Genomic DNA, 16345 nt, shown 5'->3' on the forward strand with positions numbered 1-16345 from the left:
GAGCTTATTTTTTAATTTGTTAAATGTCTTACTCAAGCTGGATACCATTAACGACAGGCAATTGATACATTCGCAGGTATCGATACAGATTGCACCACTGTCGACGACTGCTCGGATTTCATCGAAATCAGTTGAATAGCATTCAGTTTTTGAAAAGAACTGCTATGATGGCACAGTTCTTTTTCTGGCATAAGTACAAGATATGGTAAGCAGATCTCCGTTCGAATCCTTTCAGTGGAAAAGCGATATTTTTAACTGTGAAAGCACTGATATTGATAATTTCTATCTGCTGCTTGAGCAGGAAATGACCCGTTTGGGCATGGTTGAGAAAACATTGGGTGAAGTGGGTAAATACGATGTTAGCTTGTATCAGTCACCGGCCGCTAAGTCAGGCTTACCTTCTTTATTGATCAGCACAGGATTTCATGGCGAAGAATCTGCAGGCCCATGGGGTTTGTTGCATTTTTTGAGTGAAGCTTCAGCAGACCTATTTGAACGGGTGAACTTGAGTTTATTGCCTCTCGTCAATCCTACTGGATTCAGTCGTGGTCATAGATTTAATAAATACGGCGAAAACCCAAATCGTGGTTTTGTATTTGAGAACGGTAAACCTAAAGCGAATGAACATACATCGGTTGAAGGTAAGCTATTGTTAGAGCACGCACAGTTACTGCTTGCTGCGAGTCGAGACGGTATTTTAACTTGCCATGAAGATGTCTTGAGTCGTGAAGCCTATGTGTATTCTTTTGAGCCAAGCCAAGTGCCAGGACGTTTTAGTCTCGATCTGCGCGATACTTTAGGTGGTTATTTCCCGATTGCGGTAGACGGTGAGATTGATGGGTGTCCTGTTAAGGATGGTTTGATCTTCAATCATTTTGATACGTCTTTTGAAGCTTGTTTAGTACGAAGTGGTGCTCGTGTCGGTGCTTGTACTGAAACGCCTGCGTTGCAAAACTTCGATCAACGCGTATTAGCAAACAGTGCTGCTATGACTCACTTCTTGGCCCTGTGTGCACCTTTATGTGATTGATATTTTAGTCTATTACGTTAGTGAATAGCCTGACATGACAAAAAAATACCCGCAGATTGCGGGTATTTTTTTAGGTGATATTCGCCAGTGAATTATTGATTAATTCGCATTGGCACACCAGTACGTTCATCGAGTAGCTTCTTGATCACAGAAGAATCAGTGTCAGCTTTAGCGATAAACTTAGCGATCTCTTTTGGCAGTGATATCGCAACGGGCTCATTTGATTCAAACTCCGCCACAGTGCGAGACAATGGTTGATGCACGGCTAAGTAGCGTTTACCGTCTGGCTCTTCGGTTGCTTTAATCGGCTGGTTCACAAATTGTACCCGGGTTCCCACTGGTACAGTCTTGAATAGATGCTCGATATCTTCATGGCGTAAACGCACACAACCTTGACTGACACGCAAACCAATACCGAAACTCGCGTTAGTACCGTGAATCGCATACAAGTTGCCGATATACAGCGCATACAGTCCCATAGGGTTATCTGGACCGGCTGGCCATACCGCTGGCAGGATTTCACCTTTAGCAGCATATTCTTTACGAATGCGCGGTGTGGGTGTCCAAGTTGGATTCGCACGCTTGCGTTGTACAGTGGTCACCCAGTTTTCTGGTGTGTCTTTACCTATTTGGCCAATACCAATAGGCAACACTTCAACAGTCTTTTTGCCTTTTGGATAGTAATACAACCGCATTTCAGCCACGTTGATCACTATGCCTTCACGGGGAGCGTTTGGCAGGATCAATTGCAATGGAATGATCAGTTGGCTACCTGGTTTTGGCAGAAATGGATCCACACCGGGGTTAGCTTCGAGTAGGTTACTGAGACCAAGTTGGTATTTGGCTGCGATATCTTCGAGAGTGTGTTTACCCTCTGGAACCGTATAATACTGGTTCTCGCCAATTAGCCTGCTTTGGGCGGCTGGTAAAGGATATTCCGTTGCTAAAGCGGACAGACTAGGGAAAACCAAAGTCAATAATAAAGCTGTGGTGCGAAGCATACTCATAAGCGGATACTACGATTCCTGTTAATAAAAAAGCGTGTTTAACGCAGCTTTCTCTCTTAAAACGAGAGCGGCAATTTGACGAGCAAAATGCACTGGCGCGCGAAGCTCGCATCCTTCCTTATTTTGGACATTATTTCAACTGAAATATGATCAGTACGGCGTATTTATCGCTTAATTTTTTGTTTTAACGGTTTTCCTTGGCGGCGTCAATTGTCAGTATTTAGTCTTATCGTTAAAACCTGCTGTACTCAATTGTCTTGTGTATGCCTTTCTGCTTGATGATAAATATTTGCAGTGTTAACCAATCTAAAACGTGTCTGTTGAAATGGCGAGCATGTATGGCGTTACTGGAACTGAATTGATTTGTTTTGGGAAAACAGTGTGTGGTCATTTTCTGACAAGGCTATTGCTCATCGGATAAAGTGAGTTTAAATCATCTCATTGGCAAATAAATGGAGTTAAAACAATTAGCTTAAGGATAATGTTCAAATATTCACTCTTTACACGACATTATTTTATCTGACACTAAATTGGTCATGATACCGTTAGTTTATACAGGTTTGTGAGCTGAGTTTTGCTTGAATGATTTGAGTTTACGTTCAGTTTGTTATTTTTAACTATATGATATTTATTTATTTTAATTCTTATTAAGTCGTGTGGAGATGTTCTGCTATCCTTTAGGTTTTACGTTAGCCTTTATCTAAAGGTTAATAGAAAGTTGTTTTTATGACATTTTTTATGTAGATGATTGAAATTTAATATTTAACGCTCCAATAATTCGATATTTTTGTGCTAATATAAAATCATAAAATTGTGAGTTGAGTCATTTTTAACCTCGGTGATTTGTCTATCGTTTAACTAAACAACCTGTATTAAGGAGGCGTTTGTGGATGCAGATTCCATCAATAGTTTTTTTCTGATTGGCGCCTTGCTTACAGCAGTGAGTGTTTTACTTAGTCCTATGTCTTCCCGTTTGGGCATCCCTATTTTATTGATTTTCCTCGCTGTGGGTATTTTGGCTGGCGAAGATGGCCTTGGTGGAATCCAGTTTGATGATTATTCAACTTCCTATTTAGTCAGTAACTTAGCCTTAGCGATTATTTTACTCGATGGCGGTATGCGCACCCGCGTTGCCAGTTTTAGGGTGGCACTATGGCCTGCATTATCGTTGGCGACCTTTGGCGTTGCCATTACGACCAGTATCACCGGCATGATGGCCGCATGGTTGTTCGATTTGCATTGGTTGCAAGGTTTGCTGGTGGGCGCGATTGTGGGCTCGACCGATGCCGCCGCGGTATTTTCACTGCTTAAAGGGCGTAGCCTTAATGAGCGGGTTGGTGCGACCTTAGAAATTGAGTCCGGCAGTAACGATCCCATGGCGGTATTCTTAACCGTAACCTTGATTGCCATTCTTGCCAATGTCGACAGTGAGTTGTCCTTCAGCTTTATGCTTATTAGCTTTATTAAGCAATTTGGTCTGGGTATTTGTTTAGGTTTGGGCGGCGGCTGGATGCTGTGGAAGCTCGTCAATTTAAGCAAGTTAGCTGATGGTCTGTACTCTATTTTAGTTTTAAGCGGTGGTCTGATTATTTATGCTGCGTCCAACAAACTGGGTGGTAGCGGTATTTTGTCGATTTACTTAGTGGGTCTGTTCCTCGGCAATAAGCCAACCCGTGGCCGTCATGCGATTTTGAACGTACTGGATGGTATGACTTGGGTCAGTCAAATCGGCATGTTCCTCGTATTAGGGTTATTGCTTACCCCTTCAGATTTAGTCGATATCATGATCCCAGGTTTTGCTCTGGCATTCGGAATGATTTTATTTGCTCGCCCTGTCGCCGTATGGATCAGTCTATTGCCATTTAAGAGCTTTAGCAGTCGCGACCGCTGGTTTATTTCTTGGGTGGGGTTACGCGGCGCTGTGCCTATCATCTTAGCAGTATTTCCTATGATGGCGGGCTTACCGGGTGCTCAGTTGTACTTCAACTTAGCCTTCTTCGTTGTATTAGTGTCGTTGCTGGTTCAAGGTGCATCTTTGACCACAGCAGCGCGTTTAGCTAAGGTGGAACTGCCCCCAAAGCCGTTACCCGTTTCGCGCTCGGGAGTTGAAATTTACCCGAGCAGCGAATGGGAAGTGTTTGTCTATCGTTTGAGTGAAAGTAAGTGGTGTATTGGTGAGCCGCTAAAGCGCTTGGCTATGCCAGATGGGACACGGATTGCGGCGGTATTTAGGGATGACACTTTGCTGCATCCATCGGGTAGCACTCGTCTCGAGGCGGGCGATATACTCTGTGTGCTGGGTCAGGAGAAAAGTTTAGAAGCCTTGAGTAACCTCTTTAGCCAAGCGCCAGAAAATAAAGAAGTACAACGATTCTTCGGTGATTTCTTTATTGAAACAGACGTTAAGCTTGCGGATCTCGCGCCTATTTATGGTTTGAGTTTAGATAATCTCGCTGATGATATGACAGTCGCAGACCTTGTGGTATCTCAGCTTGGCGCCAATCCTGTACTTGGGGATCAGTTCCACTGGCAATCGTTGCATTGGGTGGTGGCGGGGCTATATGAAGGCAAAGTCACTAACGTAGGTATTCGTTTACCGACTGAGAATGCGCTCTAATCCTATGTGCTAGATGGTCCTTACTATCGAAAGTCGCCATAAAAAATGCCAGCTTATTTGCTGGCATTTTTGTATTCAAAGCTAATTGAGCTTATTGATATAAAGATTTGTCCGTTGGGTCGGGACGGGTCTTAAAGCGGCGATGTAACCACATATATTGGGCGCGGTTTTTATCTATGATGGATTCAATAATCTTGTTACCGCGAATCGCGTCGGCTAATTCATCTTCGCCGGGGAAATTATCCAGCGGTGGCATCACTTCAATTCGATAGCCTTTATCATCTGTAGTACGTTCCACAAAAAAAGGCAGGACTTTGGCTTTGCCGAGTTTAGCTAAAGTGGTGGCACCAGTGATCGTTGCCGCATCTGGCATGGCATAAAATGGGATAAATACCGCACTGGAACGGCCAAAGTCTTGATCGGCCGTGTACCAAATGACATCGGGATTGCGTAGGCAGCGTATCATTTGGCGCAAGTCGCGTTTAGAAACGAGACCTTTATTGGAGCGTAAACGGCCTTTGACCTGCAGGTATTCCATCACTGGATTATTGTGTGGGCGATAAACCCCCACGCCGGGTTGGAATTGGCCGAAGATACGTGCGCCCATTTCCAGCGGTAAACAATGCACGGCAAAGAGGATCACGCCGTGGCCAGCATTTAACGTGTTTTGTACGTGTTCTTCGCCTTTGATACTCATGTGCTGCTGCACTTTTTCATCGGGCCACCACCATGCATTGATGGTATCGAAAATGGCTTTGCCCGTTTCTTCAAAGTTACGCGTGAGTAAATCTTCTCGCTGTGCTTCCGTCATTTCAGGGAAACAGAGGGTCAAGTTACGGCGCGCTGTGTGGGTGCGGCCAGCTGCGAATTTCATTACTAAGCGACCGAATCCCTTCCCCAGCGTCATCTGCCAAGGAAGCGGTAGAAGCTGAGTTAAACGCATCAAAAATACGCCAAACCACATGGGCCAATGCTTAGGATGATATAAAGAAGATGAAAACTCGGCTTTCTCGACCACAAAAATACTCACTACTTTTGAAAATTACTGCTCATTCTAACTCAATTTTTGCTGAAAATTAGGTACAATCACGGTTTAATTTCTGCATAAAGATAAGAGCACTATGAAGGTTTCTCTGCCAGCATTTGAAAAAGCCAGAGTGTTAGTCGTCGGCGATGTGATGTTAGACCGCTATTGGGTTGGCCCTACGGGACGTATCTCCCCTGAAGCCCCCGTACCTGTGGTGAAGATTAATCAAGTCGAAGACAGACCCGGCGGCGCGGCCAACGTGGCGCTCAATATCGCGACCTTAGGGGGGCAAGTCCAACTTGCCGGGCTCGTCGGTCAAGACGATACTGCCCATGCCCTAACGCTCGGTGTGCAAACTTTAGGGGTTGAACCCCAATGGTTAAGTATTGCTGATAAACCAACCATCACTAAGCTGCGGGTGTTATCACGTAATCAGCAGCTTATCCGCCTCGATTTCGAAGAAGCCTTCGACAAGGCCGATAGCGTGCGTTTATTGAAACAATCCGAGGCTTTACTCGATTCTGTCGATGTCGTGGTGTTGTCCGACTATGCAAAGGGCGCTATCGATCAGCCGCGAGATTTTATTGCATTAGCGCGTTCGAAAGGTGTGATGGTATTAGTCGATCCTAAGGGTAGTGACTTTGGTCGTTATCATGGCGCGTCACTCATTACCCCAAATATGAGCGAGTTTGAAGCAGTTGTTGGCACTGTGACCTCTGAAGCCGATCTGCTAGAAAAAGCCCGCGGTTTACTCAGGCAACATCATTTTGATGCCATTTTAGTCACCCGCTCTGAAAAGGGTATGACCTTAGTGACCGCTAATGCGCCTGAGTTGCACATTCCTACCGTTGCCCGTGAAGTCTATGATGTGACGGGGGCTGGCGATACTGTGATTTCGGCCTTAGCAACCTCATTAGCCGCGGGCGCCGATTTACCGCAAGCTTGTGCGATTGCGAACACCGCCGCAGGCGTTGTGGTCGGTAAACTTGGCACTTCTACCGTGAGCCGCATTGAGCTTATTGAAGCTTTAGCTTTGCACCATGGAGAATCGGGTTTTGGGGTGGTGAGTGAAGATCAACTGGCCTACGCCTTAGAGCAAGCCAAACTACGCGGTGAACGTGTAGTGATGACTAATGGTTGCTTTGATATTTTACATGCGGGCCACGTGAGCTATCTTAAACAGGCGAAAGCTTTGGGCGATCGTTTGATCGTCGCGGTAAACGATGATGCCTCGGTTAAACGCCTCAAGGGTGAAGGCCGTCCAGTTAATCAGGTTGATCGTCGTATGGCTGTGCTCGCTGGCTTAGCTTCTGTCGATTGGGTTGTGCCTTTTAGTGAAGATACGCCGCAGCGCATCATTACTCGATTGCTGCCAAATCTGCTGGTCAAAGGTGGTGATTATAAGCTTGAGGATATTGCTGGTGGCGCTGAAGTGATTGCCGCCGGTGGCCAAGTGCAAGTGCTGGGCTTTGAGGATGGTATTTCAACCACGGCGATTATACAAAATATCATGGCGAATCAGTGAGCTTAGTCGCTCTGGCATTCGCATCTAGCCTGACTTGGACGCCCATTGCCGATAAGCAGGCTTTGATTTGCCCTTTACCTGAGCTTGATACTTGCTTGGCATTATTGCCTAAGCAAGTGTTGGTGCAGCTTCCTGAAACTCTCGAACAATTTAGGCTTGATTTAGGCCGCAGAAGTGCCATGGTCATGCCCGTCGATGACAATAAAATTGCGGGCCTAGTCTTAGTTAATGAGCAGCGGACACCGCAAGTACAGTTAGCCAGTGTCGATATGGTGACCTACCAATTACCTTTGCTTGAACAGCCGCAATTAACCCTATGGCATGAGCTCGGTCATTTGGAGAACCTTGCTCTGCAAGGCTCTGTGTTACCGACTCACTTGAGTGCATATCAACATGAATGGCTAGCTGACGTTTATTTGGTTTGGCGTATCGCACGGGAGAAAAATGATTTTGCCTTGGCGTGGCAGCAATACCACAGACGCAATCTTGATGCATTAACAAGCCCGCAATACTTGTCACATTGGAGTTCGCCAATGTTGATACAAGTGTTGCATCGATACGATGTTGCTCAAGTGGCTAAATTTGCCGAGTATCGGGACTTTTTAACGAATTTTTACCCTAAAGCCGAGCAATTAGAGCCGAGATTATTAGGTGAGTATTCGAGCTTAATGCAACGCACTTTTGGCGAGAGTGTATTGCAACCCCTTCCTGAATATCTATTTTGGCGAAAAGCGGATCTTGGACACTATCTCCAACCGACGTTCGTTTTACTCATGGGCGAAGAAAAAGCACATAACTGGTTGGTACAAAATTCAATGTTATGAATGTGTTAATTAAATCAGTGGTGAAGCCTGTTTTAAACTGAACCCTAGCTGAACAAAAGTGAAATACGCTGGTTACGGCCCAGTGAACAGCAGTAATCCCTGAGCGGCTTTGGTAAGCTTTCCCCCTAAAAATAAGAGGGGAGACATTACTATGGCTAAGCGCTCGCGAGTACAAACTGAGCAAACCATAAATCAAATTATGGATGAAGCGTTAAGACAAATTTTGACTATCGGCTTTGAGACTATGTCTTATACTACGTTATCTGAAGCAACGGGTATTAGTCGCACAGGTATTAGTCACCATTTTCCACGCAAAAGCGATTTTCTTGTTCGTTTAGATAGTCGTATCGGCAATCTATTTGTTGCTGCGCTGGATTTTTCTAGCCAAGAGGCATTGGAAACATCCTGGATGCAGGCAATGCAGGAAGAACATTACCGCGCAGTATTGAGACTGTTCTTTAGTCTTTGTGGTGGTGCGAATAATGAAATTACCCTCTTTAGAGCGGTGAGTACAGCGCGTCAGCAAGCGATTGCTGAGTTAGGCTTAGCGGGCGATCGCACGATCAACCACCTATTAGGCCGTACAGCTGTGATGTTGCTATCCAATTTTGATGTGGCAAAAGCAGCATAATAGACTGACCAATGAATATAAAAATGGAGCCAGATGGCTCCTTTTTTGTGAGTAAAAATCGTGATTTGTACTGAGGTAAGTCATACCACAATAGTGTAGGATGACCACTTAACAATGATTTAAGTTAGTGATATTGCCTTTTACTCTTGATTTGACAGGATAAAACATATGGACATGACCCCCATCTCTAATGAGGCAGATATGCCTAAACGCGCCATTAAGCTTGATAACACTGAGCTTATCAAAACCAGTTTTTGGGTGAGTCAGATTTTTATAATCATTGCGACTGTTGTTGGCGTGTATTTAGCCGCGCAAGAAGGGTTGTCACAGGCAATTAAATTTGATGCCCTGAGCAATATGCAGAATAACTATCATCTGCGTCATGCCCTATATGACGAAGTGAGTGACAATGTTGAAATCTTGAGTCATTACGCTGACACAGTTGAGACTGTGAGTAGTAATAGTTTAGTGAAAATGCATCCGCAGATGGGATTATTTGTCTGGGATAACATGCGCTATTCTGCCAATGCGCTAGAAACACCGAGTGATATTTTGTCTGATATTCGTCGTTTGTATTTAGAGTCTGAGAAGATCATTAGCAATATTGAAACCCGTCACTATAGCGTTTCTTACGGTAAGGATCAGTTGCAAAATGTATTGAGTAAAATCAAAGAAGATACTTTGCCAAAACTCAAAACGAATTATGAAACCCTGTCAAAAGAGCTTAAAGATAACGATATTGCCGTCGACTAACGTATCTTGGCTTAGCTCCAACCAAACATCAGGGGTCATTCTTATCCCTGATGTTTGAATCCATTGATGAATTCAGTGTTGCTGACAACACCTTTGCCTGATCAGCTTTAGTCCCCCATTATTTTATGGCACTTAAGTTAATTATGAATCTAGCCAGCTTTTATTCGTCTGCATTTGTCATCAAAACCATGTTGAGTTAGCTTAATTCCTGTCGATAGGCTTGAGTTAATTTTTGCTGTTGTAGATAGATGCGAATCGCCAAGAAGGTTAATGCAGCAGCAATCACGGCACTGATTGCGTGGTGGAAGACTAAGTGACTTATCAGGAATGTGGGCAAGTCTTCAAAGCTGTCGATAAGGAAAAGCTTAGTGATTAAGCCGATATAGACGAGAAGATGTAGAGCCGCGCCAGTGATAAAGAGTCGTTTAAATTTATCAATCAGTTTGATATCTAAATTGATATTAAACCATCGACAAAATAGGTACCCACTCAGGCCGATAGTAATCGATATCCAGCCAAGCCCGAGTAATGAGGTTTTGATTAATACGGCAGACAGGATAAACAACCCAAGCAACATTTATTATTTCCTTAAACCAGCTTTAGATTTAACTTACTGTTTTAGCTTACATTAAGCATATCAGCATTGTGGGCAGATAAGCCTCGCATCATATTGGCGCAGAGACTAGGGTCTGTTGATCTTTCGAGAGTGATTTTTAGACAGCATGGCAAGACGTTATAATTTGCTTCGCCAAAAGTAACCATAACCTCAAGCCATGCCAAGACTTATGCTAACCGATGCACGCTGGGAAAAGCTATTTCATTTAATGAAAAGCACAGGCCGTGTTTATGACAAACCTGAACATAGACAAACATTCGAAGGTATTCTTTACCGCCTTAGAACAGGTATCCCTTGGCGAGATTTACCTAAAGAGTTCGGTCATTGGAGCACGGTCTTTAGACGGTTTCATTTATGGTCTAAGAAAGGCGTTCTAGCACATTTATTCAAGGCCTTAGCCAACCTTGCTGATATAGAATGGGTTTTTATTGATGGCTCGATAGTGCGGGCTCACCAGCACAGTGCAGGTGCAGCGACGCTAAGTAATGAGAGTATTGGTAAAAGTCGAGGCGGTAATTCAACCAAAATTCACTTAGCCGTCGACAGCGGAGGATTACCGATTTATTTCGAATTATCAGAAGGCCAAAAACACGATATTACACACGCCCCCAGCTTAATTGAGCACCTGAAGCAGATTGATACCGTCATTGCAGATAAAGGTTATGACAGCGATGCTTTTCGTGAACTTATCGCAAATAAAGGCGGGAAATCTGTTATTCCAAGGCGCCGCTATAAGAATACACCTCAAGAAAGAGTCGATTGGTGCTTATATCGGTATCGACATTTAGTGGAGAATGCTTTTGGAAGAATTAAGCACTATCGAGCAATATCAACAAGATATGACAAGCTAGCAAGAAATTACGCCAGTATGGTGTCACTGGCGTTTATGTTAATGTGGCTGCCGATGTATTGCTGAACAATTTGTACAGCAAAGATCAACAGACCCTAGCTTAATAGGCTTAAAAAAATGTGAAAAGAAAGGGAGCCAGTGGCTCCCTTCATTTCTTTAGAATAGTGTTTATCGCCTAAGCGATTTCTACTCTGTTGATATTAAATTAAACTCAAAGTGCCTTTAAAATGGCTTCAACACTGGCCTTAGCATCCCCAAACAGCATTTGGGTATTTTCTTTGAAGAACAGCGGGTTTTGCACGCCGGCATAACCTGTGTTCATCGAACGTTTAAAGCCAATCACGTTTTGTGCTTTCCACACTTCCAGCACTGGCATACCTGCGATTGGACTGCCTGGATCTTCCATTGCTGCAGGGTTAACCGTGTCGTTGGCGCCGATAACGAGCACGACATCTGTGTCTTTAAAGTCTTCGTTGATTTCGTCCATTTCGAGCACGATATCGTAGGGGACTTTCGCTTCAGCGAGCAGTACGTTCATATGGCCTGGTAATCGACCAGCAACTGGATGGATACCAAAACGCACTTTCACGCCGCGATCACGTAGTTTTTGAGTGATTTCCGCAACAGGATATTGCGCCTGCGCCACTGCCATACCGTAACCCGGAGTGATGATGACTGAAGTGGCATTTTTCAGCATATCCGCCACATCTTCGGCGTTGGTTTCACGGTATTCACCCATTTCTTCATCGGCAGTCGAGGCCACACCATCTGTGCCAAAGCCGCCAGCGATAACTGAAATAAATGAGCGATTCATGGCCTTACACATGATGTAAGACAGAATAGCACCCGATGAACCTACTAATGCGCCGACCACAATCAAGAGGTCGTTCGACAACATAAAGCCTGCCGCTGCCGCTGCCCAACCTGAGTAGGAGTTCAGCATAGACACAACCACTGGCATATCCGCGCCGCCAATGGATGCGACTAAATGCCAGCCGAAGGCGAAGGCAATCAAGGTCATCAACAGCAATGCTGGCATAGTGCCGCCTGTCTGTACGAAGTATACCAACAGGGCGAAAGACACTAGCACTGCGACTAGGTTCAGCTTGTGGCGATGTGGCAGCATCAGAGGTTTAGATGAAATCAGTCCGCGTAACTTACAAAAGGCAACGATAGAACCCGTAAAGGTCACCGCACCGATGAAGATCCCGAGGAAGACTTCGACTAAGTGAATGTTAAGCATAGCGCCAGTGAGGTGCTCTTTGCTGGCGGTCTTCACCGCTTCACTTAGCGCATCTTGTACTGCGGCGAGGGTCGTATTGATATCACCACCGACAGCCACCACGACTTGTGAGACTTCCTGTGGGTGTAAGTCGATAAAGCTGTTAAAGCCAACCAATACCGCGGCCATACCCACAAAGCTGTGCAAGATGGCAACCAGTTCAGGCATTTCAGTCATTTCGACTTTTAGTGCTAAACGGATACCAATCGCGCCGCCAATCACCATAGCGATTAAGATCCACGCAATTCCGTTAGTATCGGGGTTGAAAATGGTAGCCAGTAGGGCGATTGCCATACCTAAGATACCGAATAAATTGCCGTGTTTTGCCGTCTCTTGCTTCGACAGTCCCGCGAGACTGAAGATGAAGAGAATGGCGGCAATAATGTAAGCTGCTGTTACCAGTCCTTGAGACACGTTAAACCCCCTTAATCCTTACGGAACATCTTCAGCATGCGCTGAGTGACGGTAAAGCCACCGAAGATGTTAATACTGGCGATCAGCACGGCGATAAACGCCAGTACAGTGACCAAAGTTGAACCCTGACCGATTTGCAGTAGGGCGCCGACCACGATAATGCCCGAAATCGCGTTAGTGACTGACATTAAAGGCGTATGCAGTGAGTGGGATACGTTCCATACCACGTAATAGCCAACAACGCAGGACAGCAAGAATACTGTGAAATGCGACAGGAACTCTGGTGGTGCTACCGATGCCACGGCAGCAAACCCTGCAACGCCTAAGGCGGCGAGCACGTATTTGAGCTTAGATGGCGCCTTTGGGGTGGTATTTTTAGGCTCGATTTTCGCCGCTGGTTTTGCTGGCGCCGCAGAAACAGAAATCGGTGGTGGCGGGAAGGTCACTTCACCTTCTTTAATCACTGTCATATTGCGCATGACTACATCATCAAAGTTGATGCTGGCTGTGCCGTCCTTTTCTTTACACATTAACTTCATCAGGTTGACTAAGTTAGTGCCGTAAAGCTGTGAGGATTGCGCCGGTAGACGACCGGGAAGGTCGGTATAACCAATCACTTTTACGCCGTTAGGAGTAACAAACAGCTCACCCGATTGCGTGTATTCGCAGTTACCACCCGTCGCAGCGGCTAAATCGACGATCACTGAGCCGCTCTTCATGCTATCGACCATGGCTTTGGTGATGAGCTTAGGCGCTGGACGACCAGGAATTAGCGCTGTGGTGATGATGATATCGACTTCTTTGGCTTGCTCGGCAAACAGTGCCATTTCGGCGGCAATAAATTCATCCGACATGGTTTTAGCATAACCGTCCGATGAACCACCTTCCTCGTTACCAAAATCCAGTTTAAGGAATTGGCCGCCCATAGATTCGATTTGCTCGGCCACTTCTAAGCGGGTATCGAAGGCGCGCACTATGGCGCCAAGCGATCCAGCTGTACCAATGGCGGCAAGGCCAGCTACACCAGCACCAATGACTAACACTTTGGCGGGCGGTACTTTACCAGCAGCGGTAATTTGGCCAGTAAAGAAACGGCCAAATTGATGTGCGGCTTCAACAACGGCGCGATATCCACCAATGTTTGCCATAGAGGAGAGGGCATCAAGTGACTGGGCACGGGAGATGCGTGGCACCATGTCCATTGCCATCACGTTGATCTTACGTTTAGATAACTTCGCAACCAGCTCAGGGTTTTGTGCGGGCCAAATAAAGCTGACGATAGTCGCCCCGTCTTTGATTTGTTCAATTTCGGCGTCGCTTGGCGCATTGACCTTAAAGATCAGATCGGCTTGCCAAACGTTTGTTGTCACCTTCGCGCCCGCAGCTTCAAAAGCTGCATCATCGAAACTTGACAGTTGACCCGCATTGGCCTCAATAACAACTTCAAAGCCGAGTTTTTTAAGCTGCTCAACGGTGGCTGGGGTCGCGGCGACCCTAGTTTCACCGGCGAGACTTTCTCTCGGTATTCCAATCTGCATGACTACTCCCTGATGGTTTATATAATCGTTCCGCCTGCTGTTCTTCCTTCATCGTACTCAACTGCAAAATCTGTCGTCACCAGCGTTTATTCGGCGGGTGATTCGAGTCAGTTAGGGCATTCAATCTAGGATGGACACTTTTTGTTTTTAAAACAAACTATTCTGTGGGCAACAGAAATTATTGTTCGACAGGCTCATGACCATTGTGGCAATACTTTAGCTTGGCACAAGTGCATATTTCTCAAGCAGGCCGTTTCTGCACTGGTCGGATCAAAAACTTTTAACCAGTGCACACTTTTGTAGCTTAAATTTTGCACTTTGTATATTCCAAAATGGAATTAAAAATCCTATTTTATTCTTTTTTGCTTTTCTTAAACCGCGATAAGCTTGTGGACATTACACTGTCATAGGGCCGTCTCATGTTGTTAAAAGAACTTTCATCGCTGGCTTCGCCATTGTCTCAAGGACAAGTCGAGAAGCTAAAACAACTCACTTCTGAGTTAAGTGCTGTGCAATTGGCCTGGGTGAGTGGCTATCTTGCTGCCACAGCCAATGCGGGCCAATTAGCGCCCGTCGCGCAAACGCAAACGGCTCAAACTGTGACTATCCTCTATGGCAGCCAAACGGGTAATGGCCGTGGTGTCGCTAAAGCGCTCGCCGATAAGGCACTGGCGCAAGGTTATGCGGTCAATCTGGCTTCAATGGGCGAATACAATGTTCGCCAATTAAAGCAAGAAGCTGTGCTTTTATTGGTGGTCAGCACCCATGGTGAAGGTGAAGCGCCGGATGATGCGATTGAATTACACAAGTTTTTAGCATCGAAACGTGCCCCTAAGTTAGACAATCTACATTACTCTGTGCTTGCGCTGGGGGATTCTAGCTATGAATTTTTCTGCCAAACTGGTAAAGACTTCGATGCCCGCCTAGCTGCACTCGGTGCTAAATCACTGTTACCTTTAATTGAATGTGATGTGGATTATGAAGCTGCCGCGGGCCAGTGGCACGCCGATGTATTAGAGGCCGTTAAGCCGCTAATTGAAACCTCGTCCGCCAGTGTGGTATCCATCGGCACTGCTAAAGCGATTGGCGAAAGTGAATTTACTAAGCAAAACCCCTATAGCGCCGAAGTGCTTGTGAGCCAGAAAATTACCGGCCGTGGATCAGACCGAGATGTGCGCCATGTTGAAATCGACTTAGGCGACTCAGGGTTAACCTATCAAGCGGGTGATGCCCTTGGTGTGTGGTTTAGTAATAACGAAGTGTTAGTCGATGAAGTCTTAGCAGGCCTGTCATTGGTCGCTGATGAGTTAGTAACCCTAGGCACAGAATCCTTGTCCCTTAAGCAAGCTTTGGTTGATAAGAAAGAACTGACCCAGTTATACCCTGGATTAGTCAAAGCCTGGGCCGAATTGAGCGGCAGCGCTGAACTGCTGGCATTGAGCGAAGATAAAGAACAAGTGCGCCACTTTATCCTTAAGCATCAATTTGCCGATTTAGTCACTCAGTATCCGTTATCAAATAACTCAGTAACCTTAAATGCAGCAAAACTGCTTGAGCTACTGCGTCCATTAACGCCAAGACTTTACTCTATCGCCTCAAGTCAAAGCGAAGTCGAAACAGAAGTCCACTTAACTGTGGCCTTAGTGGAAGATGAGCGCCACGGCTCAGCACGTTTTGGCGGTGCGTCACACTTCTTAGCATCTGCGCAGGAAGGCACGCAAGTTAAGGTTTATGTTGAGTCGAACAAGCATTTCCGTTTGCCTGAAAATCCAGAAACACCGGTTATTATGGTTGGGCCTGGTACCGGTGTTGCACCCTTCCGTGCCTTTATGCAGGAGCGCGTTGCTCAAGGAATTAAAGGCGATAGCTGGTTATTCTTCGGCAATCCTCACTTTGAGCAGGATTTCTTGTATCAAACTGAGTGGCAACAGTATTTGAAAAATGGCGATCTCAGCCGTATCGACGTGGCGTTCTCACGCGATCAAGCCCATAAGATTTATGTGCAGCACCGCATTAAAGAACAAGGCCAAGCCCTGTGGCAATGGTTGCAAAATGGCGCGCATCTTTATATTTGTGGTGATGCTGAACGTATGGCCAAAGATGTTCACCAAGCCTTGATTGAGGTGGCAGTCGAAGTCGGTGGTTTGAATACCGAAGCTGCCGAAGCCTATTTTGAAACCCTGCGCAGCGATAAACGTTACCAAAAAGACGTGTATTAATCTCAACCGTTG

13 protein-coding genes are annotated in these 16345 nt (G+C 45.7%); 8 read left to right on the plus strand and 5 right to left on the minus strand.

What is annotated here, in order from left to right:
• The first annotated feature begins 202 nt into the window (after positions 1-202).
• The gene (locus tag CKQ84_RS12675; RefSeq protein ID WP_105251567.1) at positions 203-1030 is read left to right on the plus strand and encodes a M14 family metallocarboxypeptidase; all 828 of its coding nucleotides are present in this window, start codon (positions 203-205) and stop codon (positions 1028-1030) included.
• A 92-nt stretch (positions 1031-1122) separates the two neighbouring features.
• Here CKQ84_RS12675 and CKQ84_RS12680 read toward each other — a convergent pair whose 3' ends face one another.
• The gene (locus CKQ84_RS12680) at positions 1123-2037 is read right to left on the minus strand and encodes a L,D-transpeptidase family protein (RefSeq protein WP_105251568.1); all 915 of its coding nucleotides are present in this window, start codon (positions 2035-2037) and stop codon (positions 1123-1125) included.
• Between the two features lie 886 nt (positions 2038-2923).
• On the opposite strand from CKQ84_RS12680, the gene CKQ84_RS12685 reads away from it, so the two are divergent.
• Positions 2924-4654, plus strand: coding sequence for a potassium/proton antiporter (locus CKQ84_RS12685; RefSeq protein WP_105251569.1), 1731 nt, complete (start codon positions 2924-2926; stop codon positions 4652-4654).
• A 91-nt stretch (positions 4655-4745) separates the two neighbouring features.
• Here CKQ84_RS12685 and CKQ84_RS12690 read toward each other — a convergent pair whose 3' ends face one another.
• Positions 4746-5672 carry an LpxL/LpxP family Kdo(2)-lipid IV(A) lauroyl/palmitoleoyl acyltransferase gene (locus tag CKQ84_RS12690; RefSeq protein ID WP_105251570.1) on the minus strand — a complete coding sequence of 309 codons (927 nt, stop codon included), beginning with the start codon at positions 5670-5672 and terminating at the stop codon, positions 4746-4748.
• Between the two features lie 103 nt (positions 5673-5775).
• On the opposite strand from CKQ84_RS12690, the gene hldE reads away from it, so the two are divergent.
• The 4 genes from hldE (at position 5776) to CKQ84_RS12710 (ending at position 9414) form a co-directional block, all read left to right on the plus strand.
• Positions 5776-7206, plus strand: a complete 1431-nt coding sequence (gene hldE, locus CKQ84_RS12695; protein WP_105251571.1) for a bifunctional D-glycero-beta-D-manno-heptose-7-phosphate kinase/D-glycero-beta-D-manno-heptose 1-phosphate adenylyltransferase HldE — start codon at positions 5776-5778, stop codon at positions 7204-7206.
• A complete protein-coding gene (locus CKQ84_RS12700) occupies positions 7203-8030 on the plus strand; it encodes a hypothetical protein (RefSeq protein WP_105251572.1) in 828 nt (275 codons plus the stop codon). Before hldE ends, CKQ84_RS12700 begins: the two co-directional genes overlap by 4 nt.
• Before the next feature lie 151 nt (positions 8031-8181).
• Positions 8182-8661 (plus strand): TetR family transcriptional regulator, encoded by a 480-nt coding sequence (locus tag CKQ84_RS12705; RefSeq protein WP_006082899.1) that lies wholly within the window; start codon positions 8182-8184, stop codon positions 8659-8661.
• A gap of 168 nt (positions 8662-8829) precedes the next feature.
• Entirely contained in the window at positions 8830-9414 is a 585-nt protein-coding gene (locus CKQ84_RS12710) for a hypothetical protein (RefSeq protein ID WP_105251573.1), read from the plus strand.
• Positions 9415-9610: 196 nt separating this feature from the next.
• Here CKQ84_RS12710 and CKQ84_RS12715 read toward each other — a convergent pair whose 3' ends face one another.
• A complete protein-coding gene (locus CKQ84_RS12715) occupies positions 9611-9991 on the minus strand; it encodes a hypothetical protein (RefSeq protein WP_105251574.1) in 381 nt (126 codons plus the stop codon).
• A 196-nt stretch (positions 9992-10187) separates the two neighbouring features.
• Here CKQ84_RS12715 and CKQ84_RS12720 point away from each other — a divergent pair, with 196 nt between their 5' ends.
• Positions 10188-10946, plus strand: a complete 759-nt coding sequence (locus CKQ84_RS12720; RefSeq protein ID WP_105251575.1) for an IS5-like element ISSod6 family transposase — start codon at positions 10188-10190, stop codon at positions 10944-10946.
• A 145-nt stretch (positions 10947-11091) separates the two neighbouring features.
• On the opposite strand, the gene pntB is transcribed toward CKQ84_RS12720, so the two are convergent.
• Together pntB and CKQ84_RS12730 are read right to left on the minus strand one after the other, a co-directional pair.
• Entirely contained in the window at positions 11092-12576 is a 1485-nt protein-coding gene (gene pntB, locus CKQ84_RS12725; protein WP_105251576.1) for a Re/Si-specific NAD(P)(+) transhydrogenase subunit beta, read from the minus strand.
• An 11-nt stretch (positions 12577-12587) separates the two neighbouring features.
• Positions 12588-14114 (minus strand): Re/Si-specific NAD(P)(+) transhydrogenase subunit alpha, encoded by a 1527-nt coding sequence (locus CKQ84_RS12730; RefSeq protein ID WP_105251577.1) that lies wholly within the window; start codon positions 14112-14114, stop codon positions 12588-12590.
• Positions 14115-14533: 419 nt separating this feature from the next.
• On the opposite strand from CKQ84_RS12730, the gene CKQ84_RS12735 reads away from it, so the two are divergent.
• The gene (locus CKQ84_RS12735; protein WP_105251578.1) at positions 14534-16333 is read left to right on the plus strand and encodes an assimilatory sulfite reductase (NADPH) flavoprotein subunit; all 1800 of its coding nucleotides are present in this window, start codon (positions 14534-14536) and stop codon (positions 16331-16333) included.
• Positions 16334-16345: the final 12 nt, after the last annotated feature.

The sequence above is a fragment of the Shewanella sp. WE21 genome (genome assembly GCF_002966515.1).
GTDB lineage: Bacteria > Pseudomonadota > Gammaproteobacteria > Enterobacterales > Shewanellaceae > Shewanella > Shewanella oncorhynchi.